This is a genomic window from Streptomyces sp. WAC03905 (genome assembly GCF_057371075.1).
The window spans coordinates 3,395,893-3,422,630 of sequence record NZ_JBXYDZ010000003.1 but is presented as its reverse complement, the minus strand read 5'-3'; the positions used below and the strand labels follow the sequence as shown (position 1 = coordinate 3,422,630).

Here is a 26,738-nt window from a genome sequence, read left to right as displayed (position 1 = left end):
GCCCGCTACGGACGGCGGTCCCGGATCCCCCCGCCCCCCGGCTCGGGGGATCCGTGCACCGTGCGCACGCACCGGGCCACCAGCACCAGGCCGCAGACCAGCAGGGCGCCCGACAGGGTCCAGCCGGTCGCCAGGAGGAGGGCGTGCCCCGGCTTCTGCCAGGGGCGCGTGGTGTTCAGCAGCCAGCCGCCGACGGCGAGGAGCCCGAGTCCGAGGGCGGCCCGCAGCGGGGTCGGGTCGGTGGCCTCGTGGCGCTCGTACGGCTGTGTGCCCACGGGACCACCACCTCCAGGATCTGACGCGCGGGGCTTGCCCCGCCATCTTCTCAGGCGCGGGCGGCTCCGGTCCCGCCCGCCCGGAAGGTGCACACAACGGGCAGCGGGGCCATGGGCAGCGGGCCATGGGCAGCGCGCATCGCGCAACGGCCGCGGGGCCGGTACTCCACCCCCGAGCGGGGGAGTACCGGCCCTGCGGCCGTGTGCGGTGCCGTGGCCCGAGCGGGGGCCCGGGGCGGGCTCAGAGGACGCGGACGGCGCCCGTCGGCTTGTCGTAGCTCAGGTTGCGCTCGACGATGCCCGTGCTGGGGTTCTGCGCGCCGACGAACTTGCCGCCGCCGACGTAGATGGCGACGTGGTACGCGCTGCCCTTGGAGCCCCAGTAGAGAATGTCGCCCGGCTGAAGGGCGCTCAGGGAAACGGACGTGCCGGCCGAGGACTGCGCCTGGGACATGCGCGGCAGGGAGATGCCGGCCTGGCGGTAGGCGGCCTGGACGAGGCCGGAGCAGTCGAAGGAGGACGGGCCGGTGCCACCCATGACGTAGGCCTTGCCGACCTGCGCACGGGCGAAGTTGACGATGGCGGCGGCGGAGCCGGTCGCCGGGGCCGACACGGTGCCGGTGCCCTGGGGGGCCTTGGCGGAGGCCGAAGTGCTCTTGAGCGAGGTGCGGTCGGAGTCGCGGGTGGCGCGCTCGGCATCGGCCTTGCGGTCCGCCTCCTCCTTCGCCTTCTTCTCGGCGGCCTTCTGGGCCGTCTCCTTGGCCTGCTTCGCCTCGGCGGCGGCGCCGGTACGGGCGCTCTCCTCCTGGGCGGTCAGTTCGCCTTCCACGGCGGCCAGACGGGTGTTCTCGGCGGCCGTGGTGACGGCGGAGGAGACCTCTGCCGCCAGGTCCAGGTTCAGGACCGGCATTTCGAGCGTCGTCTCGGCCACGGGCTCGGACGGGGACGCGCTCGCGGTGCCGGCCATGGCCAGGGTGCTGAGGACGCCACCGGCAACTCCGGCGCGGACCGCGAGCTTCGAGGCGCTGCGGCGGGGCTTCCGGTGGCTGGGTATGTGAGCGGTGTGGGACATGAGGACAACCGCTATCAGGGCGTCAGGGTTCCCTTCAAGAAACGTGGGGTGCGCCACAGTTGCTCCAGAAGTGCGCGAACCGGACGCGTCCCGCGTCTTATTGACGCCGTAAAGGGCGAAACGGACACGCCTTCACAAGGCTGTGATCATGGGGTTTCAGAATTAAGTCCGAATTGATCCTCGGACTACCATCCCGCCGCACAGATGGCCAAGCCCGCTTTCGGAACGCTCGATTCAGAGTGGCGCAGGTCACAGTGGGATCACGCCATGTGGACCCTGCGGCCGGGCCGTGACCTTCCTGTGAAGCGGCCGGGGCGGCTCGTGAACGGATGCACGCACTCGGCGGCCCGTCACCCCTCGCCTGCCCCCGCGTCCACCTCCGTACGCGCCGCCTCCCCCGACCGGGCGACGCGGATCCCTTACCACTGGCGGCGCCTTCGTGCCAATTTGCCTGCACCGTCCATCGTTTGATAGAGCAGCGCGCCCGCCACCTGCGACAACGGGCTCGAATGTCACCTTTGGTGATCATGCGGATGCTTCGCGTATGAAGATCACCACTCATCGGACTTCATGATCGTTCGTCAGGTGGTGGAGATCACAAACTCGGTGTTGTTACCCGTGTCGCAGATCACAGACGAGCAGGCATAAGATGCGCACCAGTCCGGCTTGTGAACTGCCTCACATGCAGCGCTTGATCAAGAGCGTGATCTTCGCGAGGCGGGGCACGCGGCGCCGGCGGCGGTCCAACGGTCAAGGACGACTGGAAGGAGCGAGGAGCGTGAATGCGTACGCGCCCATCCTCGTGCTCGGCGCCCTCGGCGCAGGGTTTGCGATCTTCTCCGTGGTCATGGCCACGCTGATCGGTCCAAGAAGGTACAACCGGGCGAAGCTCGAGGCCTACGAGTGCGGCATCGAGCCGACGCCGCTGCCGGCGGGCGGCGGCCGCTTCCCCATCAAGTACTACCTGACGGCGATGCTCTTCATCGTCTTCGACATCGAGGTTGTCTTCCTCTACCCCTGGGCCGTCACCTTCGACTCCCTGGGGATCTTCGGGCTCGTCGAGATGCTGCTCTTCGTGCTCACCGTCTTCGTCGCCTACGCCTACGTGTGGCGCCGCGGCGGCCTGGAATGGGACTGAGGGGCTGAATTTCCCATGGGACTGGAAGAGAAGCTGCCGAGCGGCTTTCTGCTGACCACCGTCGAACAGGCCGCGGGGTGGGTGCGCAAGTCGTCCGTCTTCCCGGCGACCTTCGGCCTCGCCTGCTGCGCGATCGAGATGATGACGACCGGAGCGGGCCGGTACGACCTGGCCCGCTTCGGCATGGAGGTCTTCCGCGGCTCCCCGCGCCAGGCCGACCTGATGATCGTCGCCGGGCGGGTCAGCCAGAAGATGGCGCCGGTGCTGCGCCAGGTGTACGACCAGATGCCCGCTCCCAAATGGGTCATCTCCATGGGGGTTTGTGCATCTTCAGGCGGAATGTTCAACAACTACGCGATCGTCCAGGGCGTCGACCACATCGTCCCGGTGGACATCTACCTCCCCGGCTGCCCGCCCCGCCCCGAGATGCTGATGGACGCGATCCTCAAGCTCCACCAGAAGATCCAGGGCGGAAAGCTCGGCGTGAACCGGGAGGAAGCGGCCCGCGAGGCGGAGGCGGCGGCGCTCAAGGCGCTCCCCACGATCGAGATGAAGGGGCTGCTCCGGTGAGCGAGACCCAAGAGCCGCGCGACGGCGACGGCACCGACGGCGGCGGCCTCCCCGCGCCGCGCGCCCAGGGCCCCGAGGTCATCGGCGTCCGCAAGGGCATGTTCGGCGCCGGGAACGGCGGCGACACCAGCGGCTACGGCGGCCTCGTCCGCACCGTCGCCCTGCCCGGCGCGAGCGCCCGGCCGTACGGCTCCTACTTCGACGAGGTGGCCGACGAGCTCGAAGGCGCCCTGGAGGAACAGGACCTCGTCCCGGAGAACGCCATCGAGAAGACGGTGGTCGACCGGGGCGAGCCACCTTCCACATCGCCCGCGAGCACCTCGTACGGGTCGCGCGCACCCTGCGCGACGACCCCGCCCTGCGCTTCGAGCTGTGCACCGGCGTCTCCGGCGTCCACTTCCCCGGGGACAAGGGCCGCGAGCTGCACGCCGTCTACCACCTGCGCTCACTCACCCACGGCCGGATCGTGCGGCTGGAGGTGTCCGTCCCGGACGCCGACCCGCACGTCCCCTCGCTGGTCTCCGTCTACCCGACCAACGACTGGCACGAGCGCGAGACCTACGACTTCTTCGGCCTGGTCTTCGACGGGCACCCGGCCCTCACCCGGATCATGATGCCGGACGACTGGCAGGGCTTCCCGCAGCGCAAGGACTACCCGCTCGGCGGCATCCCCGTCGAGTACAAGGGCGCCCAGATCCCGGCTCCCGACCAGCGGAGGTCGTACAGCTGATGTCCCCCATCACGAATGACGCGGAGAACCACTCCTCCGCCCGCGAGACGACCGAGGGCACCGTCTACACCGTCACCGGCGGAGACTGGGACGAGATCGTCCAGTCCGCGGCCAAGGCCGACGACGAGCGGATCGTCGTCAACATGGGTCCTCAGCACCCGTCCACCCACGGTGTGCTCCGGCTGATCCTGGAGATCGACGGCGAGACGGTCACCGAGGCCCGCTGCGGCATCGGCTACCTCCACACCGGAATCGAGAAGAACCTCGAATTCCGCAACTGGACGCAGGGCACCACCTTCGTCACGCGCATGGACTACCTGACGCCGTTCTTCAACGAGACGGCGTACTGCCTCGGCGTCGAGAAGCTCCTCGGCATCACCGACCAGATCCCGGACCGCGCCACCGTCATCCGCGTCCTGCTGATGGAGCTCAACCGGCTCTCCTCCCACCTGGTGTGCATCGCCACCGGCGGCATGGAACTCGGCGCGACCACGATCATGATCTACGGCTTCCGCGACCGCGAGCTGATCCTCGACATCTTCGAGCTGATCACCGGGCTGCGCATGAACCACGCGTTCATCCGCCCCGGCGGCCTCGCGCAGGACCTGCCCCCGGGCGCGGTCGACCAGCTGCGCGAGTTCGTGAGGACCATGAAGAAGAACCTGCCGGAATACGACAAGCTCGCCACCGGCAACCCCATCTTCAAGGCCCGCATGCAGGACGTCGGCTACCTCGACCTCGCCGGCTGCATGGCGCTCGGTGCCACCGGCCCGATCCTGCGCTCCGCCGGCCTGCCGCACGACCTGCGCAAGTCGGAGCCGTACTGCGGCTACGAGACGTACGAGTTCGACGTGCCGACCACCGAGACCTGCGACTCCTACGGGCGGTTCCTGATCCGCCTGGAGGAGATGCGCCAGTCGCTGCGGATCGTCGAGCAGTGCCTGGAGCGGCTGGAGCCCGGGCCGGTCATGGTCGCCGACAAGAAGATCGCCTGGCCGGCGCAGCTGGCCATGGGCCCCGACGGCCTCGGCAACTCGCTCGACCACATCAGGAACATCATGGGCACCTCCATGGAGGCCCTCATCCACCACTTCAAGCTGGTGACCGAGGGCTTCCGGGTGCCGGCCGGGCAGGCGTACGCGGCCGTCGAGTCACCCAAGGGCGAGCTCGGGGTCCACGTCGTCTCCGACGGCGGCACCCGCCCCTACCGGGTCCACTTCCGCGACCCGTCCTTCACCAACCTGCAGGCCATGGCCGCGATGTGCGAGGGCGGCCAGGTCGCCGACGTCATCGTCGCCGTCGCCTCCATCGACCCCGTGATGGGAGGCGTCGACCGATGACCACCAGTCCTCAGAACCGAGGGGTCCCGCTGGGCATGCCCCAGCTGCCCGCCCCCGACTTCCCGGCGGAGGTACGGACGCGCCTCGAAGCGGACGCGAAGGAGGTCGTCGCCCGCTACCCCGACAGCCGCTCCGCGCTGCTGCCGCTGCTGCACCTGTGCCAGTCGCACGAGGGTTACGTCTCCAAGACCGGCATCCGGTTCTGCGCCGAGGTGCTCGGCCTGACCACGGCCGAGGTCACCGCCGTCGCCACCTTCTACACGATGTACCGGCGGGGGCCCTCGGGCGACTACCAGGTCGGCGTCTGCACCAACACCCTGTGCGCGGTCATGGGCGGCGACGCCATCTTCGAGGAACTCAAGGAGCACCTCGGGGTCGGCAACAACGAGACCACCCCCGACGGCAAGGTCACCCTCGAACACATCGAGTGCAACGCGGCCTGCGACTACGCCCCCGTGGTGATGGTCAACTGGGAGTTCTTCGACAACCAGACCCCCGAGTCCGCGAAGGCCATGGTCGACGACCTGCTGGCCGGCCGCGAGGTCTCGCCGACCCGCGGCGCGCCGCTGTGCACGTACAAGGAGACCGCCCGGATCCTGGCCGGCTTCCCCGACGAGCGCGCGGGCGCGGTCGAGGCCACCGGCGGCGCCGGCCCCGCCTCCCTGATCGGCCTGCGCATCGCCCGCGGCGAGCCGCCGCACACCCCGATCGTCCACCCGCGCGGCGAGAGCACCACCGAGGGAGGGGAGTGATGTCCGTGTCCTCCGAACTGAGCAACGGGGGTACCTCCCGGCATGAGGCCGGGGGAGGCACCAGCCCGGAGAAGCTCCTCGCCCCCGTCCTCTCGGCCTTCTGGGACGAACCCGAGTCGTGGACGCTGGAGACCTACCGCCGCCACGAGGGGTACGAGGGCCTGCGCAAGGCGCTCGCGATGACCCCGGACGACCTCATCGCCTACGTGAAGGACTCGGGCCTGCGCGGTCGCGGAGGCGCGGGCTTCCCCACCGGCATGAAGTGGCAGTTCATCCCGCAGGGCGACGGCAAGCCGCACTACCTCGTCGTCAACGCCGACGAGTCGGAGCCGGGAACCTGCAAGGACATCCCCCTCCTCTTCGCCAACCCGCACTCCCTCATCGAGGGAATGATCATCGCCTGCTACGCGATCCGCTCGCAGCACGCCTTCATCTACCTGCGCGGCGAGGTCGTTCCGGTCCTGCGGCGCCTGCACGAGGCGGTGCGCGAGGCGTACGCCGCCGGATACCTCGGCAAGGACATCCTCGGCAGCGGCCTCGACCTCGACATCACGGTGCACGCGGGCGCGGGCGCGTACATCTGCGGCGAGGAGACGGCGCTGCTCGACTCCCTCGAAGGCCGGCGCGGCCAGCCCCGGCTGCGCCCCCCCTTCCCGGCGGTCGAGGGGCTCTACGCCTGCCCCACTGTCGTCAACAACGTCGAGTCCATCGCCTCGGTTCCCGCGATCCTGAACAAGGGCAAGGACTGGTTCAAGGCGATGGGGACCGAGAAGTCCCCCGGCTTCACGCTGTACTCGCTCTCCGGGCACGTCGCCGGCCCCGGCCAGTACGAGGCCCCGCTCGGCATCACCCTGCGCCAGCTCCTCGACATGAGCGGCGGCATGCGGCCCGGGCACCGGCTGAAGTTCTGGACCCCGGGCGGTTCCTCCACCCCGATGTTCACCGACGAGCACCTCGACGTCCCCCTGGACTACGAGGGCGTCGGCGCCGCCGGCTCGATGCTCGGCACCAAGGCCCTGCAGTGCTTCGACGAGACCACCTGCGTGGTGCGGGCCGTCACCCGGTGGACCGAGTTCTACGCGCACGAGTCCTGCGGCAAGTGCACGCCCTGCCGCGAAGGCACCTACTGGCTGGTCCAGCTGCTCCGCGACATCGAGGCCGGCAAGGGCGTCATGTCCGACCTGGACAAGCTGAACGACATCGCCGACAACATCAACGGCAAGTCCTTCTGCGCCCTCGGCGACGGCGCGGCCAGCCCGATCTTCTCCTCGCTCAAGTACTTCCGCGAGGAGTACGAGCAGCACATCACGGGCAAGGGCTGCCCCTTCGACCCCAGCAAGTCGACCCTCTGGGCCGACACGGAGGTGAACGCATGACCGTCACCACTACGGCCGCCTCCGGGGGAGAAGCGGCCCTCCCGCCGCAGGACATGGTCTCGCTGACGATCGACGGCGCCGAACTGTCGGTGCCCAAGGGCACCCTCGTCATCCGCGCCGCCGAACAGCTCGGCATCGAGATCCCCCGCTTCTGCGACCACCCCCTCCTGCCCCCGGCCGGCGCCTGCCGCCAGTGCATCGTCGAGGTCGAGGGACAGCGCAAGCCGATGGCCTCCTGCACCATCACCTGCACCGACGGCATGGTCGTCAAGACCCAGCTGACCTCCGAAGTCGCCGACAAGGCCCAGCGCGGGGTGATGGAGCTGCTGCTCATCAACCACCCGCTGGACTGCCCCGTCTGCGACAAGGGCGGCGAGTGCCCGCTGCAGAACCAGGCGATGTCGCACGGCAACGCCGAATCCCGCTTCGAGGGCAGGAAGCGCACCTACGAGAAGCCCGTCCCGATCTCCACCCAGGTCCTGCTGGACCGGGAGCGGTGCGTGCTGTGCGCCCGGTGCACCCGCTTCTCCAACGAGATCGCCGGCGACCCGATGATCGAGCTGCTGGAACGCGGCGCCCTCCAGCAGGTCGGCACCGGTGAGGACGACCCCTTCGAGTCGTACTTCTCCGGCAACACCATCCAGATCTGCCCGGTCGGCGCCCTCACCTCGGCCGCGTACCGGTTCCGCTCCCGCCCCTTCGACCTCGTCTCCTCCCCGAGCGTGTGCGAGCACTGCGCGGGCGGCTGCGCGACCCGTACCGACCACCGCCGCGGCAAGGTGCTGCGGCGCCTCGCAGCGGAGGACCCCGAGGTCAACGAGGAGTGGGTCTGCGACAAGGGCCGCTTCGCGTTCCGCTACGCGCAGCGCCCGGACCGGCTGACCACCCCGCTGGTGCGCAGCGCCGCCGGAGCGCTGGAGCCGGCGAGCTGGCCCGAGGCGCTGGAGGCCGCGGCGAACGGGCTCGCCGCCGCGCGCGGCCGAGCCGGGGTGCTGACCGGCGGCCGGCTGACCGTCGAGGACGCCTACGCCTACGCCAAGTTCGCCCGGGTGGTGCTCGACACCAACGACATCGACTTCCGGGCCCGCGTGCACAGCGCGGAGGAGGCCGACTTCCTGGCCGCCACCGTCGCCGGCACCGGCAAGGACCTCGACGGCGACGGCGTCACCTACACCTCGCTGGAGGCGGCGCCCGCGGTGCTGCTCGCCGGCATCGAGGCCGAGGAGGAGGCCCCCGGGGTCTTCCTGCGACTGCGCAAGGCCCACCGCAGGTTCAAGCAGCGGACCTTCGCCCTCGCGCCCTTCGCCACCCGCGGCCTGGAGAAGGCCGGCGGCACCCTGCTTGCCGCCGCCCCCGGCACCGAGCCCGACTGGCTCGACGCGCTGTCCTCGCGGACCGGCCTGGAGGCGGGCGGCGCCGATGCCGCCGAGGCGCTGCGCACGCCCGGCGCCGTCATCGTGGTCGGGGAGCGCCTCGCCGGCGTGCCCGGTGCGCTGACCGCCGCCGTACGGGCGGCCGCCGCGACCGGCGCGAAGCTGGTGTGGATCCCGCGCCGGGCAGGGGAGCGGGCGGCCGTCGAGGCCGGCGCGCTGCCGTCCCTGCTGCCGGGCGGCCGTCCGGCGACCGACCCGCGGGCCCGCGACGAGGTCGCCACCGCCTGGGGCCTGGACGAACTCCCGCACCGCTACGGCCGCGACACCGGCCAGATCGTCGAGGCGGCGGCCACCCGGGAACTGTCCGCGCTGCTGGTCGCGGGCGTCGAGGTCACCGACCTGCCCGATCCGGCCCGCGCGCGGACCGCCCTGGAGGAGGCCTTCGTGGTCTCCCTGGAGCTGCGGCCCTCCGAGGTCACCGACCACGCGGACGTGGTCCTGCCGGTCGCCGCGGTCGCCGAGAAGGCGGGTGCGTTCATCAACTGGGAGGGCCGGGTCCGGCCGTTCGAGGCCGCCCTCAAGCCCGACCAGATGACCCGCCGGCTCGCCCCGGCCGACGCCCGCGTGCTGCACATGCTCGCCGACGCCGCCGACCGGCCGATCGCCCTGCCCGACGTGCACGCCGTACGCCGGGAGCTGGAGCGGCTCGGCCCCTGGGAGGGCGGGCTCGCGGCCGAACAGTCCACCGACCCGGTGCCGCTGCCCCGGCCGGGCGTCGGCGAGGCGGTCCTCGCGGGCCACCGGCTCCTGCTCGACCAGGGCCGGCTCCAGGACGGCGACGAGGCCCTGGCCGGCACCCGCCACGAGGCGAGCGCCCGGCTGTCGGCCGCCACCGCCGCCGAGACCGGCGTCAAGGACGGCGACGTCCTCGCGGTCACCGGCCCCGCCGGCACCGTGGAACTCCCGCTCCGGATCACCGAGATGCCCGACCGCGTGGTCTGGCTCCCGCTGAACTCCACCGGCTCCGGCGTCCTCGCCGACGCCGGCGCCCGCCCGGGCACCCTCGTACGCATCGGCCCGGCGACCCCGGCCGGCGCAGGCGACACCACTGCGGAGGTGGGCGCGTGAACACCGTTCAACTCGCTGCCGAGGACCTGTCCCTCTTCGGACGGGACGTCTGGTGGCTCGTCGTCGTCAAGGCGGTGTTCTGCTTCGCCTTCCTGATGGTGACGGTGCTCTTCTCCATCGTGTGGGAGCGCAAGGTCGTCGCCTGGATGCAGCTGCGCATCGGCCCGAACCGGCACGGTCCCTGGGGCATGCTCCAGTCGCTCGCCGACGGGGTGAAGCTGATGCTCAAGGAAGACATCGTCGTCAAGCGGGCCGACAAGGTCGTCTACGTCCTGGCCCCGATCATCGCGGCGATCCCGGCCTTCATGGCCATCGCGGTGATCCCCTTCGGCCCGGCCGGCGACGAGGTCTCCATCTTCGGCCAGCGCACCTCGATGCAGCTGACCGACCTGCCCATCGCGATGCTCTACATCCTCGCGGTGGCCTCGGTCGGCATCTACGGCATCGTGCTGGCGGGCTGGTCCTCCGGCTCCACGTACCCGCTCCTGGGCGGTCTGCGCTCCTGCGCGCAGATGATCTCCTACGAGATCGCGATGGGAGCGGCCTTCGCCTCGGTCTTCCTCTACTCCGGGTCGATGTCGACCTCGGCGATCGTGGAGGCCCAGCAGGACCGCTGGTTCATCGTGCTGCTGCCGGTGTCCTTCATCATCTACGTCGTCACGATGGTCGGCGAGACCAACCGCGCCCCCTTCGACATGCCGGAGTCCGAGGGCGACCTGGTCGGCGGCTTCAACACCGAGTACTCGTCCATCAAGTTCGCGCTGTTCATGCTCGCCGAGTACGTCAACATGGTCACCGTCTCGGCCGTCTCGGTCACCCTGTTCCTGGGCGGCTGGCGGGCCCCGTACCCGATCAGCCACTTCTGGGAGGGGGCGAACCACGGCTGGTGGCCGCTGCTCTGGTTCGTGCTGAAGGTGCAGCTGCTCCTCTTCTTCTTCATCTGGCTGCGCGGCACGCTGCCGCGCGTGCGCTACGACCAGCTGATGAAGCTCGGCTGGAAGGTCCTGATCCCGGTCTCCGTGGTCTGGCTGATGATGGTCGCCACCGTCCGGGCGCTGCGCAACGAGGCGTACGAGATCGGCGACATCGCCCTCTACGTCGGCGGCGCCGTCGTGGCGATCCTGCTGCTCTCCCTCGTCGCGGACGTCTTCCGCGACAAACGCGAGAAGACCGCGGCCGCGAAGGCCGCCGGGGACGCCGAGCCCTTCGACCCGCTGGCGGGCGGGTTCCCCGTACCGCCCAAGCCCGGCCAGCGCCTGGCACCCGTACCGCGCAGGCGGCCCCGCAGCGAGCGGGAGCTGATCGTCAGCGGTGGCGCGAACCCCGACAGCGACCGAGAGGAGGCTTGAGAGATGTCTGACGAGAAGTGGCAGAACCCGGTGGCCGGCTTCGGCGTGACCTTCAAGGCCATGTTCAAGAAGCGCCTCACCGAGCAGTACCCGGAGCAGCAGAAGACCACCGCTCCGCGCTTCCACGGACGGCACCAGCTCAACCGGCACCCCGACGGTCTGGAGAAGTGCATCGGGTGCGAGCTGTGCGCCTGGGCCTGTCCCGCCGACGCCATCTACGTGGAGGGCGCGGACAACACCGAGGAGGAGCGCTACTCCCCGGGTGAGCGCTACGGCCGGGTCTACCAGATCAACTACGCCCGCTGCATCCTGTGCGGGCTGTGCGTCGAGGCGTGCCCGACCCGGGCCCTGACCATGACGAACGAGTTCGAACTGGCCGACGCCAGCCGCGAGTCGCTCATCTACACCAAGGAGCAGCTGCTCGCCGGGCTGAGCGAGGGCATGGTCGAGGCGCCGCACTCGATCTTCCCCGGCACCGACGAGCAGGACTACTACCGCGGACTGGTGACGGGCGCGGCTCCGGGCACGGTCCGGCAGGTGGCGGTCTCCAAGGGCGAGGAGCCGGCGGACGCCGCCGGCGGCAGCGCGGCGGAGGTGGGGGCATGAGCGCCATCGCCGCGACCGCCACCTCCGGCGGTGAGGCCGTGCAGTTCTGGATCCTCGGTACGGTCGCCGTCATCGGCGCGCTGGCCACGATCCTGATGAAGAAGGCCGTGCACAGTGCACTCAGCCTCGCCGGGACGATGATCATCCTGGCCGTCTTCTACCTCGCCAACGGGGCGTACTTCCTGGGCGTCGTCCAGGTCATCGTCTACACCGGCGCGATCATGATGCTCTTCCTCTTCGTGGTCATGCTCGTCGGCGTCACCGCCGCCGACTCCCTGAAGGAGACCATCAAGGGCCAGCGCTGGCTGGCCGTCCTGTGCGGCCTCGGCTTCGGCATCCTGCTGTTCGCCGGCATCGGCCACGCGGGGCTCGGCCAGTTCAACGGACTCGGCCGGATCAACTCCGCCGGGCACGTCGAGGGCCTGGCGCAGCTGATCTTCACCAAGTACGTCTTCGCCTTCGAGATCACCGGCGCGCTGCTGATCACCGCGGCCGTCGGTGCGATGGTGCTGACCCACAGCGAGCGCACCGAACGGGCCGCGACCCAGCGCGAGCTGGCCGAGCGCCGCGTACGCGAGGGCGTCCAGCTCCCGCCGCTGCCCGCGCCCGGCGTCTACGCCCGGCACAACGCGGTGGACGTCCCCGGCCTGCTGCCGGACGGCACCCCGTCGGAGCTGACCGTCAGCAAGACGCTGCGGGCCCGCGGCCAGGTCCGCGACGTCTCCGGCGAGGCGCTCGACGACCTCAAGGCGCTGGAGCAGCGCTCCGCGGAGCGCCTCGGCCGTGAGGAGGCCTCGAAGTGAATCCGGTCAACTACCTGTATCTGGCGGCGCTGCTGTTCACCATCGGCGCCACCGGCGTGCTGATCCGCAAGAACGCGATCGTGCTGTTCATGTGCGTCGAGCTGATGCTCAACGCCTGCAACCTCGCCTTCGTCGCGTTCTCCCGGATGCACGGCAACCTCGACGGCCAGATCATCGCCTTCTTCACGATGGTCGTCGCCGCCGCGGAGGTCGTGGTCGGCCTGGCGATCATCGTGTCGCTGTTCCGTACCCGCCACTCGGCCTCGGTCGACGACGCCAGCCTGATGAAGCTGTAAGGGGTCGCTGTGGAGAACCTGATTGCGCTGCTGATCGCGGCGCCCCTGCTCGGAGCGGTGGTGCTGCTCTGCGGCGGCCGGCGCCTCGACAAGACCGGCCACTGGCTCGGCACCCTGCTCGCGGCCGTCTCCTTCGGGATCGGCGTCGTGCTGTTCGCGGACATGCTGGGGCGCGGAGCCGAGGACCGGACGCTGACGCAGAACCTGTACACCTGGATCCCCGTCGAGGGCTTCCAGGCGGACATGGCCTTCCAGCTGGACCAGCTGTCGATGACGTTCGTCCTGCTGATCTCGGGCGTCGGCACGCTCATCCACGTGTATTCGATCGGGTACATGGAGCACGACGAGCGCCGCCGCCGCTTCTTCGGCTACCTCAACCTGTTCGTCGCGGCCATGCTGCTGCTGGTCCTCGCCGACAACTACCTGCTGCTGTACTTCGGCTGGGAGGGCGTGGGCCTCGCCTCGTACCTGCTGATCGGTTTCTGGCAGCACAAGCCCAGCGCGGCCACCGCCGCCAAGAAGGCCTTCCTGGTCAACCGCGTCGGCGACATGGGCCTGTCGATCGCGATCATGCTGATGTTCACCACGTTCGGGACCTTCGCCTTCGGGCCGGTGTTCGGCGCGGTGGGGGAGGCCTCCGAGGGCAAGCTCACCGCCATCGGCCTGATGCTGCTGCTCGCGGCCTGCGGCAAGTCGGCGCAGGTGCCGCTGCAGTCGTGGCTCGGTGACGCGATGGAGGGCCCGACCCCGGTCTCGGCCCTCATCCACGCGGCCACGATGGTGACCGCGGGCGTGTACCTCATCGTCCGCTCCGCCGCGATCTTCAACGGGGCCCCGGACGCCCAGCTGGTCGTCACCGTCGTCGGCGCGGTCACGCTGCTGTTCGGTGCGATCGTCGGTTGCGCGAAGGACGACATCAAGAAGGCCCTGGCCGGGTCGACGATGTCGCAGATCGGCTACATGATCCTCGCCGCGGGCCTCGGCCCGATCGGCTACGTCTTCGCGATCATGCACCTGGTGACGCACGGCTTCTTCAAGGCCGGTCTCTTCCTCGGCGCCGGTTCCGTGATGCACGGGATGAACGACGAGGTCGACATGCGCAAGTACGGGGGCCTGCGCACGTACATGCCGGTCACCTTCGTCACCTTCGGCCTCGGCTACCTGGCGATCATCGGATTCCCGGGCCTGTCCGGCTTCTTCTCCAAGGACATGATCATCGAGGCGGCGTTCGCGAAGGGCGGCACCGAGGGCTGGATCCTCGGCGGGGTCACCCTGCTGGGCGCCGGCATCACCGCCTTCTACATGACCCGCGTCATGCTCCTCACCTTCTTCGGCGAGAAGCGCTGGCAGCCCGACGCGCACGGCCACGAGCCGCACCCGCACGAGTCCCCGAAGTCCATGACGATCCCGATGGTCGTCCTCGCCTTCGGATCCGTCTTCGCGGGCGCCTTCTTCGAGATCGGCGAGCGCTTCCTGAAGTGGCTGGAGCCCGTCACGGGCTACTCGCACGGCAATCCGCCGGTCAGCGCCATGACGGTCACCGCGGCCACCATGGTGATGCTGCTCGTCGGAGTCGGCATCGCCTGGGCGATGTACGGCAAGCGGCCCGTCCCGGTCGTCGCCCCGCGCGGCTCCTTCCTCACCCGGGCGGCCCGCCGCGACCTGTACCAGGACGACTTCAACCACGTCGTGCTGGTGCGCGGCGGGGAGCACCTGACCCGCTCCCTCGTGTACGTCGACCACAGCCTGGTCGACGGCGTGGTCAACGGGACGGCCGCCTCGGTCGGCGGTCTCTCGGGCCGGCTGCGCAAGCTGCAGAACGGCTACGCCCGCAGCTACGCGGTCTCGATGTTCGGGGGCACGGCGATCCTGATCGCCGCGACCCTGCTGATGAGGGCGGTGTGACATGAACTTCCCGCTTCTGACGGTCACGGCCGCGGTGCCCGCGGTCGGCGCGATCCTCACGGCGGCCGTCCCGGCCGCCCGCCGGACCGCCGCCAAGTGGCTCGCGCTGCTCTTCTCACTGGCGACTCTGGCCCTGGCCGTACTCGTCGCCATCCGCTTCGAACCCGGTGGCGACCGCTACCAGCTCACCGAATCCCGCCCCTGGATCGCCGACTTCGGCGTCCGCTACGAGCTGGGCGTGGACGGGATCGGCGTGGTCCTCATCGGACTCACCGCGCTCCTGATCCCCTTCGTGATCGCGGCCGGCTGGCACGACGCCGACCCCCTGGAGACCAGCTCCCAGCGCTGGCGCCCGACCCAGGGCTTCTTCGCCCTGATCCTGATGGTCGAGGCGATGGTGATCATCTCCTTCGAGGCCACCGACGTCTTCCTCTTCTACATCTTCTTCGAAGCCATGCTCATCCCGATGTACTTCCTCATCGGCGGCTTCGGGGACCGGGCGCACTCCGGCAGCGACGAGAACGCGGCCGCGCAGCGCAGCTACGCGGCGGTCAAGTTCCTCCTCTACAACCTGGTCGGCGGCCTGATCATGCTGGCCGCGGTGATCGGCCTGTACGTGGTCGCCGGGAACTTCTCCCTCCAGGAGATCACCGCCGCCCGGGCGGCGGGCACCCTGGACATGGCGACCAACACCGAGCGGCTGCTGTTCCTCGGCTTCTTCTTCGCCTTCGCGGTGAAGGCCCCGCTGTGGCCGCTGCACACCTGGCTGCCGAACGCGATGGGCGAGTCCACCGCGCCGGTCGCCGTACTGATCACCGCGGTCGTCGACAAGGTCGGCACCTTCGCGATGCTCCGCTTCTGCCTCGGGCTCTTCCCCGACGCCAGCAAGTGGGCCACGCCGGTGATCCTCGTCCTGGCTCTGATCAGCATCGTCTACGGCGCGCTGGTGGCCGTCGGGCAGCGGGACATCAAGCGGCTGGTGGCCTACGCCTCCATCTCGCACTTCGGCTTCATCATCCTGGGCATCTTCGCGATGACCTCCCAGGGCCAGTCCGGCGCCACCCTCTACATGGTCAACCACGGCCTGTCGACGGCGGCGCTGATGCTGGTGGCCGGCTTCCTGATCTCCCGTCGCGGCTCGCGGCTCATCGCCGACTACGGCGGCGTCCAGAAGGTGGCCCCGGTCCTCGCCGGGACCTTCCTGATCGGCGGCCTCGCCACCCTCTCGCTGCCGGGCCTCGCGCCCTTCGTCAGTGAATTCCTGGTCCTGGTCGGCACGTTCGCCCGCTACCCGGTCGTCGGGATCATCGCCACCGTCGGCATCGTCCTGGCCGCGCTCTACACCCTCGTGCTCTACCAGCGCACGATGACCGGGCCCGTGAAGGACGAGGTCCGTACCATGCCGGACCTGCGCGTGCGCGAGCTGTTCGTGGTTGCTCCGCTGATCGCGCTGCTCATCGGACTGGGCGTCTACCCGAAGGTCCTCACCGACATCGTCAACCCGGCGGTGGAGCACACCATGTCGGACGTGAAGCAGACGGACCCGAAGCCCGAGGTCGCCGTCGAAGCCAAGAACGGGGAGGAGGCGAAGTGAGCGCACTGACTTCCGCCCACAGCCTGTGGACACTGGCGGCCGACACCCCGGCCGACCGGATCCCGGCGCCGACCATCGAATACGCGCAGCTCGCTCCCACCCTGATCGTGGTGGGCGCGGCCGTCGTGGGGATCCTGGTGGAAGCCTTCGTGCCCCGCCGGTCCCGCTACTACGTGCAGGTGTTCCTCGCCCTCGCCGCGCTGGCCTCGGCCTTCGCCGCGGTCGTCGGCCTCGCGGCCGGCGGGTACGGCTCGTCCAAGGCCCACATCGCGGCGATGGGCGCCATCGCCGTGGACGGCCCGGCGCTCTTCCTGCAGGGCACCATCCTGCTGGCCTCGGTCGTGGCGGTCTTCACCTTCGCCGAGCGGCGCCTGGACCCGGCCGCGCACGGCAACCGGGTGGACTCCTTCGCCGCCCAGGCGGCATCGGTCCCGGGCAGCGACAGCGAGAAGGCCGCCGTCAGGGCGGGCTTCACCACCACCGAGGTCTTCCCGCTGGCCCTGTTCGCGATCGCCGGCATGCTGATCTTCCCCGCGGCCAACGACCTGCTGACGCTCTTCGTGGCCCTGGAGGTCTTCTCCCTCCCGCTGTACCTGCTCTGCGCCGTCGCCCGCCGCCAGCGGCTGATGTCGCAGGAGGCCGCGGTGAAGTACTTCCTGCTGGGCGCCTTCTCCTCCGCCTTCCTCCTCTTCGGCATCGCGCTGCTCTACGGCTACGCGGGCTCCGTGTCGTACGCGGTGATCGCCGACGTGGTCGACGGCACGATCACGAAGATCGACCCGGCGCTGGCCGGCACCATGGGCAACGACGCGCTGCTGCTCATGGGCGGCGCGCTGATCCTGACGGGCCTGCTCTTCAAGGTCGGCGCGGTCCCCTTCCACATGTGGACGCCGGACGTCTACCAGGGCGCCCCGACCCCGGTCACCGGCTTCATGGCGGCGGCGACGAAGGTGGCCGCGTTCGGCGCGCTGCTGCGGCTGCTGTACGTGGTCCTGCCGGGGCTGCGCTGGGACTGGCGCCCGGTGATGTGGGCGGTGGCCATCGTCACGATGCTGGCGGGCGCGGTGATCGCCATTACCCAGACCGACGTCAAGCGGCTCCTCGCCTACTCCTCCGTCGCGCACGCCGGTTTCATCCTGGCCGGTGTGATCGCCACGTCGGCGGAGGGCGTCCAGTCGGTCCTCTTCTACCTCCTCGCCTACTCCTTCGTGACGATCGGTGCGTTCGCGGTGGTCACCCTGGTGCGCGACGCGGGCGGCGAGGCGACGCACCTGTCCAAGTGGGCCGGTCTGGGGCGGCGTTCGCCGCTGACGGCGGCCGTGTTCGCGGTGTTCCTGCTGGCCTTCGCCGGCATCCCGCTGACGTCGGGATTCACGGGCAAGTTCGCCGTGTTCAGCGCGGCGGCGGAGGGCGGCGCCGGGGCACTGGTCGTGATCGGTGTCCTGTCGTCCGCGATCGCCGCGTTCTTCTACATCCGGGTGATCGTCCTGATGTTCTTCAGCGAGCCGAAGGCCGACGGCCCGACGGTGGCCGTCCCCTCGCCGCTGACGATGACGACCATCGCGGTGGGCGTCGCGGTCACCCTGGTCCTGGGCCTGGCCCCGCAGTACTTCCTGGACCTGGCGGGCCAGGCGAGCACCTTCGTCCGCTGACCGGTCCGGCCTGGACGAAGGGCCCGGCCCCCCTCGGGGGGGCCGGGCCCTGGGCTGTGCGGGTCTACTGTGACAGCCCCTTCGGCGTGATGGTGGTGAGGTCCAGGTCGATGGGGAAGGGGACCGAGACCTTCAGCCGGTCGTGGAAGATGCCCGTTGCGACGTAGGCGTGCGTAGCCGGTTCCAGTTCGAACACGTAGACGACCGCCCGGTCGTTCTTGTTCTCCACCCGCCAGTAGTGGGGGATGCCCGCCCGGGCGTATTTGACCGGCTTGGTCTCGCGGTCCCGGCCGATCGAGTCAGGAGAGACGACCTCGACGGCCAGCCGGACGGATGCGGCAGGGATCCGTGTCTGCTGCTCTGTGCCCCGGGCCAGTTCCTCGTCGACGACGAGGACGTCCGGCTCGGGCCGGTTCAGTCGGTCGATGTCGACGGTGAACTCTCTCATCACTTCGAGTCCGTCCGGAACCAGTGAGTCGAGTTGCCATTCGAAGAATCGCAGGGCTCGCATGTGGAAACGGGTTTGCGGACTCACGAAAATCAGGCTCCCGTCGATCAGCTCCGTGTGCGGAGGCAGGTTGGGAAGCCGGTCAAGGTCGTCGGCCGTCCACCCGCCCGCGGGCGGGACGGGCCAGCGCGGGGCGGGCTCCTGCCCGGGGATCTCGGGATCGACGCTCATCGGTAGTGCTCCCATGCCACGGAGTCTCGCGAGTCCGATCAGCGTAGCGCCGGAGTTTTCACGCAGCGCCACACTGAGGAGTGAGTCATATGCCGTAGGCACTTGACAGCGCGGGCCGGGCCAGGTGCAACTTTGACGACAGGGCCTAGTGGCCGTGCGCGTGGGCGGCGGCCGGCTTGCCCGGGATGGGGGCCTTGATCGGGCAGGTCAGCGCCGTGTTCCAGTTGTGGAAGCGACCGGCCGGGTTCTTCTTGTACGCCCACATGTGCAGGTCGTAGTGCTTGGGCATGCCCGCCCAGTGGCCGGGCATGGGGCCGTCGAAGGGCAGGCCGAACATGCTCGGCCGGTCGTCGGCGGTCGTCAGGTCCTGGTCCCGGTCGGTGGACATCCACTCCACCGTCTCCAGCCTGCGGCGGCCGTTCTTGTCCTTCTCCCGGCTGTAGAGGAGCGCGGTGGGCCTCGCGGGGTCCTTCGAACCCCAGTTGGCCTGCTTGACGTAGTGGTAGTTCATGGCGCCCGCCCCGAACGGGTTCGTCATGCACTCCTGGCCCTTCGGAACGTACCCGTCCTTGATCGCCTCGCGCTCGTCCGCGTACTTGGCCGTCGCCGCGATGGCCGTCGCCATGTCCCGCATGGCCTTCTCGTTGCGGGGGTCCGGTGCGGGCCCCTCGACCCCGTGGGCCGGGGCCACGGCGGTCAGGCCGAGGGTCACGGCGGCCGCGCAGGTGACGAGGGTCCTCAGGGTGCGTACGGTCATGGCGGCGGCTCCTCGCGGTGGGGGTACGGGGTACGGGTTCCCGCATCCGGTCGTCCGTCCACCATCCCGGCACCCCGCGCGCGCCGCACGCGGCGCGCCTCCGAACGGGGGCCGCCCGTCCGGAGGCGCCGGGTGTGCCGGACACCCGCTAGGCGGTGCCCACGATGCGGCCGACGACCTCGCCGAGGCCGACGCGTGTGCCGTCCGGGCCGGGCGCCCAGGCGGTGAGGGTGACGGTGTCCCCGTCCTCCAGGAAGGTGCGCTTGCCGTCGGCGAGCTCGATGGCGTCGCGGCCGTTCCACGTCAGCTCCAGCAGCGAGCCGCGCTGGCCGACCTCGGGGCCGCTGACGGTGCCGGAGCCGAAGACGTCGCCGGTGCGCAGGGAGGCGCCGTTGACGGTCATGTGGGCGAGCTGCTGGGCGGCGGTCCAGTACATCGTCGCGAACGGCGGCTGTGCCACCTCCTGCCCGTTGATGGAGACGGTGATGTGCAGGTCGAAGCCGCCGGGGCGGTCGACGTCCGCGTCGTCCAGGTAGGGCAGGAGCGGGAAGTCCCGGGCGGGCGGCGTCACGCGGGCGGCGTCCAGGGCCTCCAGCGGGGTCACCCAGGCGGAGACGGACGTGGCGAAGGACTTGCCGAGGAAGGGGCCCAGCGGCACGTACTCCCAGGCCTGGATGTCCCGCGCCGACCAGTCGTTGAGCAGGAACAGCCCGAAGACGTGGTCCTCGAACGCGCCCAGCGGCACCGGTCGGCCCAGCTCGGACGGGGCGCCGACGACGAAGCCGACCTCGGCCTCGATGTCGAGCTTGACGGACGGCCCGAAGACGGGCGCCGGGTCGGTGGGCGCCTTGCGCTGTCCGGAGGGGCGTACGACGTCGGTCCCGGAGACCACGATCGTGCCGGAGCGGCCGTGGTAACCGATCGGCAGGTGCTTCCAGTTGGGGGTCAGCGCGTCGCCGTCGGGGCGGAACATGCGGCCGACGTTGGTGGCGTGGTGCTCGCTCGCGTAGAAGTCGACGTAGTCGGCGACCTCGTACGGCAGGTGCAGCGTGACCCCGTCCAGCGGCAGCAGGTGCGGCTCGACCGTGGGGCGGTGGCCGGGGTCGGTCACCCACGCGGTCAGCGCCCGCCGCACGTCGCGCCAGGCGGTGCGCCCGGCTGCCAGCAGCGGGTTGAGGGAGGAGTGGCCGAGCAGTCCGGCGTACGGGGAGCCGAGCGCGACCGCGGCCGCTCCCGCGTCGAGCACGTGCCCGCCGATGCGCACGCCGATCCGGCGGCGCTCCTCCCCGGCGGTCGAGAAGACGCCGTAGGGGAGGTTGTGCGGCCCGAACGGGTCGCCCTCGGGAACATCGAGGGGGCTCTGCTGGGGCATGGGGTACTGCCTCGCTTTCGACGCGGTCCGGGGGTGTCCCGGGGGCTGGTTGACACGTTACGTGGCTGAGGGGGCGCGTGGGAGGCCGGATTCGCGCTCTATTTGTAGGACTTGTCCAAAGGGGTCCGTATCCTTGGCGCCGTGACTTCCGCGCCTCTTCCGGCCCTCCCCTTCGCCTTGATCGCCACTGACCTGGACGGGACTCTGCTGCGTGCCGGGGACACCGTTTCAGCCCGTTCCCATGCGGCTCTCGACGCCGCCCGGGCGGTCGGTGCCCGGCACATCATCGTCACCGGCCGTCCCGTCCCACAGGTACGACACGTCTTCGACGGACTCGGCTACACAGGGCTCGCAGTGTGCGCGCAGGGCGCCCAGGTGTACGACGCGGCGCGCGGCCGGCTGCTGCACTCCGTCTCCATGGACCGCGAGCTGGCGGAGGTGGCCCTCGGCAAGATCGAGGCGGAGGTCGGCGAGGTCTACGCCGCGGTCAACCAGGACGGCCTGGACGCGGAGATGCTGATGTGCCCGGGCTACCGGATGTGGCACCCGCACCTGCCGACGGTGCGGGTGGCCCGGCGCTCGGGCCTGTGGTCGGCGCCGATCAACAAGGTGCTGCTCCAGCACCCGGAACTGGACGACGACGAGCTGACCCGGGTGGCGCGGTCGGTGGTCGGGGACCTGGTGAACGTGACGATGGCCGGGGAGCACACGGTGGAGCTCCAGCCGCCGGGCATCGACAAGGCCGGCGGGCTCGCGCGGGCGGCGGACGTCCTGGGGGCGTCCCCGGCCACGACGATCGCGTTCGGGGACATGCCGAACGACGTGCCGATGTTCGCGTGGGCGGCGTGGGGGGTGGCCATGGCCAATTCCCACCCCGAGCTGGTCGCGGTGGCCGACGAGCTGACCCTGTCGAACGAGGCGGACGGCGTCGCGGTGGTGCTGGAGCGGCTGTACGGCTGACCCGGCCACCGGGCGCGCGCGCCGGTGCGCCCACGGCGGCGCGCCCGGCGCGCGCTCAGCCCGCCGAGCGGGGGAGCCGGCGCTCCCACGTGCGGTGGAAGACCACCTCGTTCCCCTCCCGGCACACCACCTCGTTCGACGTCAGGAAGCCGCCCTCGTCGCAGGAGATCTCCGAGCCGGTCTCCACCCGGACCTCCCAGCCCGACTCCGGCCGGTGCAGCCGGATCCGCCACTGCGAGCGGGTCCGGGCCGAGAGCGGGTCCCCGTCCTGGATCTCGTACACCTCCGTGGCGTCCTCGGCGTACTCCAGGCCGTCCGGGTGCACCCGGGTGCCCCCGTAGCGCGGGTCCACCTCCAGCCGCCAGGTCCCGCGCGCGACGTCCCGTACGACCAGTCGCTCCGGGCGCGGCTCGTCCAGGGTGGCCGGGAAGGAGACGCCCAGTGGTGCCGCCTGCTCCGGCGGCTCGAAGACGATGCCGTCGTCCCCGGCCGGGGAGGACGCCCGTACCGGCAGGGTCACCGAACTGCCCGCCGGGTCCAGGGTCCAGCCGGCCTCGGACCCGGCCCGCGGCCAGATCCACGGCCAGTACGCGGAGGACACCGCGAGGCGGATCCGGTGCCCCGGCGGGAAGGCGTGGCCGATGCCGTTCAGCTCGAACGTGACGTCCTCGTACGAGCCCACCGGCCACGGGACGGCACGGTCACGGCCCTGGCGGGCGGAGAGGTTCAGCGCGCCCCGGGTGACCAGCGTCGAGGCGCCGTCCGGGGCGACGTCGCACAGCCGGGCCACGACCTGCCCGTAGGGCACGTCGAGCCGCAGCCGCAGCGTGACCGACGGACGGCCCAGGATCTCCACGGGCTCCGCGCCGCCCACCGGGAACTCGAAGCAGGCCGACTTGGCGTCCTCCTCCCGCTGGTCCGGCGGCAGGTCGGCGTCGTTGCCGAAGGGGAAGAAACGGCCCGCGTCCAGCCCGGTGTGCTGCGGGGAGGCGACGGCCACCGGCGCGCCCCGGAACACGTACGGCACGGGGATCACGGTCGGCGAGGGCCAGGCCTTCTCGGCGACCCAGCGTCCCGGCAGCTCCTCGTACACGGTCGCCGGCGGGTGCGTGTCGCTGATCCAGGCGCGCAGCAGCGGCTCGTCCATGACGCCGTTGTCGGCACCCTTGAGCCAGTGGTCCCACCAGCGCAGGGTCTCCTGGAGGAAGCCGATCGCGGGCCCCGGCGGCAGCCCGCGGTCCGGGTACTGGTGCGACCAGGGGCCGATGAGGCCCCGTACGCGTGCGGACGGCAGGTGCTCGACCAGCCGCAGCACGGTGTCCCGGTACGGGTCGTGCCAGCCGCCGACCGCGAGCACGGCCGCGCCGATCGCCCCGTAGTCCTCGCAGACGCTGCCGTGGCGCCGGTAGGCGTCGCGGGTCTGGTGCGAGAGCCAGGTGTGGACCAGCGGTTCGACCGCCTCCAGCCGGTCCAGCCACTGCGTGCGCCAGCCGTCCCCGGCGTACAGCGGGTCCGGGGGCCGGGAGGCGAAGGCCAGCATGGTCGCCGCCCACGCGTGCATGTCGACGGCGAGCACCGAGCCGCCCATGTAGTGCACGTCGTTGTCGTAGCGGTCGTCGGTCGAGCAGACGGTGACGACCGCCTTGAGGGGTTCGGGGGCGAGGGCGGCGATCTGGAGGGAGTTGAAGCCGCCCCACGAGATCCCGAACATCCCCACCGAACCCGTGCACCACTCCTGCGCCGCCAGCCACTCCACCACCGCGACCCCGTCGGCGAGTTCGCGGGCGTCGTACTCGTCGCCGGGCAGGCCGCCGCTGCACCCGTGCCCGCGCACGTCCACGCGTACGGAGGCGTAGCCGTGCCCCGCGTACCAGGGGTGGCGCTGGCTGTCGCGCGGTGCGGTCCAGTCGGTGAGCCGGTAGGGGAGGTACTCCAGCAGGGCCGGGACGGGCTCGTCGGTCACGGGGCGCCAGATCCGGGCGTACAACTCCACTCCGTCGGGGAGCGGGATCCGGACATCCTCGTGGGTGGTGCCGTACGGGAACTCGGTGCGGATGATCATCGGTTCTGCCACCAATCGCCTCGGCCGCAGCCTCAGTGGACGGGGTGCATCGTGCGCCGCAGCCACGGCGCCAGTGCGAGCACGGTCAGGCCGGCCGCCACGGCGACGGCACCGTTGACGCCGAAGTACACGGGGTTCGAGACGTGGCCGTAGACCTTGACCACCTGGGCCTGGATGCCGTTGGCCAGGGCGAGGGAGAGGAACCACAGGGCCATCGTCTGGCTGCCGAAGGCCCTGGGCGCGAGCTTGGAGGTGGCCGACATGCCGGAGGTCTCCAAGAGGACGTCGCCGAGGCCGAGCAGCAGGTAGGAGCCGACGATCCACCAGGCGGCCATCTCGTAGGCGTCCCCGGTGTGACCCGACGTGGGGATCACCATGAGGAGGAAGGACAGGCCGCCCAGGACCACACCGATGGCGATCTTGTTGGAGGCGTGCGGCTGGCGGTGGCCCATCCTGGCCCAGAGCGCGGCGACGACGGGGGCCAGCGCGACCTCGAAGGCGCCGAGCGCCGAGGCGTACCAGCTCGCGGGGAAGTCGAAGCCCAGGATGGTGGTCTCGGCGTGGGTGGAGGCCAGCAGCATCATCGTCGAGTAGGCCTGGAAGAGGATGAAGTTGAAGGCCACCGAGGCCAGGAAGAGCACCACGTACGGGCGCAGCCGGCCGCGCTCCTGCGGCGTCACCCGGGGGCTGCGGAACATCACCGCGAAGTAGACCACCGGGGCGGCGACCGAGACGAGGGTGAGCAGGTCGACGAAGCGGTCCATCGTCAGCCACCCGGCGACCGCCAGAAGGGTGGCGAGCGCGGCGGCGGCGAGGGCTCCGCCGGTGATCCACCCCACGGCGCGGCGCATCGCGTCGGGTGCGAGGGCGTATGCGGCGGAGTGCCCGCGCCCGGCCAGGTGGCGGCGGCCGAGGACGTACTGGACCAGGCCGGCGGTCATGCCGATCGCGGCGGCGGAGAAGCCCCAGTGCCAGCCCTTGTGCTCGCCGAGCCAGCCGGTGACCAGCGGTCCGGCGAAGGCGCCGATGTTGATGGCCATGTAGTAGAGGGCGAAGCCCGCGTCGCGCCGGTCGTCGTCCGTCCGGTACAGCGCGCCGACCATGGTGGCGACGTTCGGCTTGAGCAGGCCGGTGCCGGCGCTGATCAGGCCCAGGCCGGTCCACGTCATGGCGGTGGCGGGCACGGCCATGGCGTAGTGGCCGCAGGCGATGAGGACGCCGCCCCAGAGCACGGCGCGGTAGGAGCCGAGGATGCGGTCGGCGAGCCATCCGCCGGCGACGGAGACGAGGTAGACCATGGTCCCGTAGGCCGCCGCGACGGAGGCCGCGGTGCCGGGGGCCATGCCCAGGCCGCCGTCCGCCGCCGTGTCCGCGAAGTAGAGGACGAGGATGGCCTGCATGCCGAGGAAGGAGAAGCGCTCCCAGACCTCCAGCCCGGAGAGGGTGGCGAGGCCGCGCGGGTGGCCGAGGAAGGCGTGGTCGTCCTGCGGGGGCGGCGGTGCGTCCGCCGGGTCCGAGGGCTCGTCCCGCTCGGTCGTAGTTCTGGGCAAAACGTACGCTCCGGTTGTTTCGGCTCCTCCCGAACATACCGGTGCTCATCGGGCAGTGTGGGGAGGGTGGCCGGGAAGGCCCTCTCGGTGATCGAAAACAGACCCGATACGCTGGCTTGAGTGATGGCAGCGACACATCGACAATCCATGTGATCGTCAGCGTGATCGTCAGCAGACAGGAGTACCCCTCGTGACCGTCGTCGGGCCGTTCGGACTGAGCGTGCGGGACCAGGCTCTTGAGACCGATGTCCAGGCCGGACTGGCCGCCGTCGAGGCGGGTCTGCTGGAAGCCACCAAGAGCGAAGTCCCCTTCATCACCGAGGCCGCACAGCACCTGGTCCGGGCCGGGGGCAAGCGGTTCCGGCCGCTGCTCGTGATGCTCGCGTCCCGATTCGGCGACCCCTACGCGCCCGGGATCGTCCCGTCCGCCGTGGTCGTGGAGCTCACCCACCTGGCGACGCTCTACCACGACGACGTCATGGACGAGGCGGACGTGCGCCGCGGCGTGGAGAGCGCCAACGCCCGCTGGGGCAACTCGGTGGCCGTCCTGACGGGTGACTTCCTCTTCGCCCGGGCCTCGCACATCCTGGCCGACCTCGGACCCGAGGCCGTCCGGATCCAGGCCGAGGCCTTCGAGCGGCTCGTGACGGGCCAGATCCTGGAGACGGCCGGTCCGCGCGACGGCCGCGACCCCGTCGCGCACTACCTCGACGTCATCGCCGGCAAGACCGGCTCGCTGATCGCCGTCTCCGGCCGTTTCGGCGCGCTCATGTCCGGCGCCGACGAGTCCGTCGTCGACATCCTGACCCAGTACGGCGAGCGGCTCGGCACCGCCTTCCAGCTCGCCGACGACGTCCTGGACATCGCCTCCGACGCCCACGAGTCCGGCAAGACGCCGGGCACCGACCTGCGCGAGGGCATCCCGACGCTGCCCGTGCTGCGGCTGCGCGAGATGGCCGCGCGGGACGGCCGCCCGGAGGACCTGGAGCTCGTCGCACTGCTGGACGGCGACCTCAACGACGACGCCCGCCACGCCGAGGTCCTCACCCGGCTGCGCGCGCACCCCGCCCTGGAGCAGGCCCGCCGCGACACCGTCCGGTACGCGGAGGACGCGCGCGCCACGCTCGCGCCGCTGCCCGAGTGCTTCGCGAAGGCGGCTCTGGAGGAGCTGTGCGACGCGGTGGTGCACCGCGCCGGCTGACGCCCCCGGGCGGGCGGCCGCGCCCGACGACGCCGGACGGGCCCTCGTCCCGACGACCCCTACGGGTCGGGGGAGGAGGGCCCGTTCCGTGTCATCCCACGGTCGTACGTCCAGTTGCTTCCGGGGACTGACGCCCCGGCGCCGCCGATTTGGTCAGATGGAGTCATCAATCCCACCAGATCGGGTGAGCGCGGCGAC

General features: G+C 70.8%; 22 protein-coding genes and 1 pseudogene. 16 read left to right on the top strand and 7 right to left on the bottom strand.

The window, feature by feature from the left end:
- Window positions 1-5: 5 nt before the first annotated feature.
- Together AC2RP6_RS17830 and AC2RP6_RS17825 are read right to left on the bottom strand one after the other, a co-directional pair.
- Entirely contained in the window at window positions 6-275 is a 270-nt protein-coding gene (locus tag AC2RP6_RS17830; RefSeq protein ID WP_486447086.1) for a hypothetical protein, read from the bottom strand.
- A gap of 241 nt (window positions 276-516) precedes the next feature.
- A complete protein-coding gene (locus tag AC2RP6_RS17825) occupies window positions 517-1,347 on the bottom strand; it encodes a C40 family peptidase (protein ID WP_486447085.1) in 831 nt (276 codons plus the stop codon).
- Between the two features lie 778 nt (window positions 1,348-2,125).
- Between AC2RP6_RS17825 and AC2RP6_RS17820 the strand changes: the two genes are divergently transcribed.
- From AC2RP6_RS17820 to nuoN, 14 genes and pseudogenes are all read left to right on the top strand, one after another.
- Window positions 2,126-2,485 (top strand): NADH-quinone oxidoreductase subunit A, encoded by a 360-nt coding sequence (locus AC2RP6_RS17820; RefSeq protein WP_486447084.1) that lies wholly within the window; start codon window positions 2,126-2,128, stop codon window positions 2,483-2,485.
- 15 nt (window positions 2,486-2,500) lie between these two features.
- A complete protein-coding gene (locus tag AC2RP6_RS17815) occupies window positions 2,501-3,055 on the top strand; it encodes a NuoB/complex I 20 kDa subunit family protein (RefSeq protein ID WP_030028258.1) in 555 nt (184 codons plus the stop codon).
- An 80-nt stretch (window positions 3,056-3,135) separates the two neighbouring features.
- Window positions 3,136-3,785, top strand: a pseudogene (locus AC2RP6_RS17810) (NADH-quinone oxidoreductase subunit C).
- A complete protein-coding gene (locus tag AC2RP6_RS17805) occupies window positions 3,785-5,125 on the top strand; it encodes an NADH-quinone oxidoreductase subunit D (RefSeq protein ID WP_486447083.1) in 1,341 nt (446 codons plus the stop codon). Before AC2RP6_RS17810 ends, AC2RP6_RS17805 begins: the two are co-directional and overlap by 1 nt.
- On the top strand, window positions 5,122-5,877 hold the full coding sequence (gene nuoE, locus AC2RP6_RS17800; RefSeq protein WP_486447082.1) for an NADH-quinone oxidoreductase subunit NuoE: 756 nt from the start codon (window positions 5,122-5,124) through the stop codon (window positions 5,875-5,877). The genes AC2RP6_RS17805 and nuoE overlap by 4 nt, the downstream gene beginning before the upstream one ends.
- Entirely contained in the window at window positions 5,877-7,253 is a 1,377-nt protein-coding gene (gene nuoF, locus AC2RP6_RS17795) for an NADH-quinone oxidoreductase subunit NuoF (RefSeq protein ID WP_486447081.1), read from the top strand. Before nuoE ends, nuoF begins: the two co-directional genes overlap by 1 nt.
- Window positions 7,250-9,754: an NADH-quinone oxidoreductase subunit G gene (locus AC2RP6_RS17790; protein WP_486447080.1), complete on the top strand. Its 2,505-nt coding sequence runs from the start codon at window positions 7,250-7,252 to the stop codon at window positions 9,752-9,754. The genes nuoF and AC2RP6_RS17790 overlap by 4 nt, the downstream gene beginning before the upstream one ends.
- Window positions 9,751-11,103, top strand: coding sequence for an NADH-quinone oxidoreductase subunit NuoH (gene nuoH / locus AC2RP6_RS17785; RefSeq protein WP_486447079.1), 1,353 nt, complete (start codon window positions 9,751-9,753; stop codon window positions 11,101-11,103). Before AC2RP6_RS17790 ends, nuoH begins: the two co-directional genes overlap by 4 nt.
- 3 nt (window positions 11,104-11,106) lie before the next feature.
- On the top strand, window positions 11,107-11,709 hold the full coding sequence (nuoI, locus tag AC2RP6_RS17780; RefSeq protein ID WP_030958922.1) for an NADH-quinone oxidoreductase subunit NuoI: 603 nt from the start codon (window positions 11,107-11,109) through the stop codon (window positions 11,707-11,709).
- The gene (locus AC2RP6_RS17775) at window positions 11,706-12,512 is read left to right on the top strand and encodes an NADH-quinone oxidoreductase subunit J (RefSeq protein ID WP_486447078.1); all 807 of its coding nucleotides are present in this window, start codon (window positions 11,706-11,708) and stop codon (window positions 12,510-12,512) included. Before nuoI ends, AC2RP6_RS17775 begins: the two co-directional genes overlap by 4 nt.
- Window positions 12,509-12,808 carry an NADH-quinone oxidoreductase subunit NuoK gene (nuoK, locus tag AC2RP6_RS17770; RefSeq protein ID WP_030653455.1) on the top strand — a complete coding sequence of 100 codons (300 nt, stop codon included), beginning with the start codon at window positions 12,509-12,511 and terminating at the stop codon, window positions 12,806-12,808. Before AC2RP6_RS17775 ends, nuoK begins: the two co-directional genes overlap by 4 nt.
- A gap of 9 nt (window positions 12,809-12,817) precedes the next feature.
- Window positions 12,818-14,713 (top strand): NADH-quinone oxidoreductase subunit L, encoded by a 1,896-nt coding sequence (gene nuoL, locus AC2RP6_RS17765; RefSeq protein ID WP_486447077.1) that lies wholly within the window; start codon window positions 12,818-12,820, stop codon window positions 14,711-14,713.
- A 1-nt stretch (window position 14,714) separates the two neighbouring features.
- Window positions 14,715-16,307 (top strand): NADH-quinone oxidoreductase subunit M, encoded by a 1,593-nt coding sequence (locus AC2RP6_RS17760; protein WP_486447076.1) that lies wholly within the window; start codon window positions 14,715-14,717, stop codon window positions 16,305-16,307.
- A 5-nt stretch (window positions 16,308-16,312) separates the two neighbouring features.
- Complete coding sequence (gene nuoN / locus AC2RP6_RS17755) at window positions 16,313-17,959, top strand: NADH-quinone oxidoreductase subunit NuoN (RefSeq protein WP_486450363.1); 1,647 nt, start codon at window positions 16,313-16,315, stop codon at window positions 17,957-17,959.
- Window positions 17,960-18,023: 64 nt separating this feature from the next.
- Here the strand turns inward: nuoN and AC2RP6_RS17750 are convergent, their stop codons facing one another.
- The 3 genes from AC2RP6_RS17750 to fahA all read right to left on the bottom strand — a co-directional run bounded on the left by AC2RP6_RS17750 (window position 18,024) and on the right by fahA (window position 20,767).
- Entirely contained in the window at window positions 18,024-18,638 is a 615-nt protein-coding gene (locus tag AC2RP6_RS17750) for a Uma2 family endonuclease (RefSeq protein ID WP_486447075.1), read from the bottom strand.
- Window positions 18,639-18,783: 145 nt separating this feature from the next.
- The gene (locus tag AC2RP6_RS17745) at window positions 18,784-19,395 is read right to left on the bottom strand and encodes a hypothetical protein (protein ID WP_486447074.1); all 612 of its coding nucleotides are present in this window, start codon (window positions 19,393-19,395) and stop codon (window positions 18,784-18,786) included.
- 148 nt (window positions 19,396-19,543) lie between these two features.
- Window positions 19,544-20,767 (bottom strand): fumarylacetoacetase, encoded by a 1,224-nt coding sequence (gene fahA / locus AC2RP6_RS17740; RefSeq protein ID WP_486447073.1) that lies wholly within the window; start codon window positions 20,765-20,767, stop codon window positions 19,544-19,546.
- Window positions 20,768-20,908: 141 nt separating this feature from the next.
- On the opposite strand from fahA, the gene AC2RP6_RS17735 reads away from it, so the two are divergent.
- Window positions 20,909-21,727 (top strand): HAD family hydrolase, encoded by an 819-nt coding sequence (locus AC2RP6_RS17735; RefSeq protein ID WP_486447072.1) that lies wholly within the window; start codon window positions 20,909-20,911, stop codon window positions 21,725-21,727.
- A gap of 55 nt (window positions 21,728-21,782) precedes the next feature.
- Here AC2RP6_RS17735 and AC2RP6_RS17730 read toward each other — a convergent pair whose 3' ends face one another.
- Together AC2RP6_RS17730 and AC2RP6_RS17725 are read right to left on the bottom strand one after the other, a co-directional pair.
- Complete coding sequence (locus AC2RP6_RS17730; protein ID WP_486447071.1) at window positions 21,783-23,789, bottom strand: CocE/NonD family hydrolase; 2,007 nt, start codon at window positions 23,787-23,789, stop codon at window positions 21,783-21,785.
- Between the two features lie 32 nt (window positions 23,790-23,821).
- The gene (locus AC2RP6_RS17725; RefSeq protein WP_486447070.1) at window positions 23,822-25,339 is read right to left on the bottom strand and encodes a peptide MFS transporter; all 1,518 of its coding nucleotides are present in this window, start codon (window positions 25,337-25,339) and stop codon (window positions 23,822-23,824) included.
- Window positions 25,340-25,529: 190 nt separating this feature from the next.
- Between AC2RP6_RS17725 and AC2RP6_RS17720 the strand changes: the two genes are divergently transcribed.
- Entirely contained in the window at window positions 25,530-26,540 is a 1,011-nt protein-coding gene (locus AC2RP6_RS17720; RefSeq protein WP_486447069.1) for a polyprenyl synthetase family protein, read from the top strand.
- Window positions 26,541-26,738: the final 198 nt, after the last annotated feature.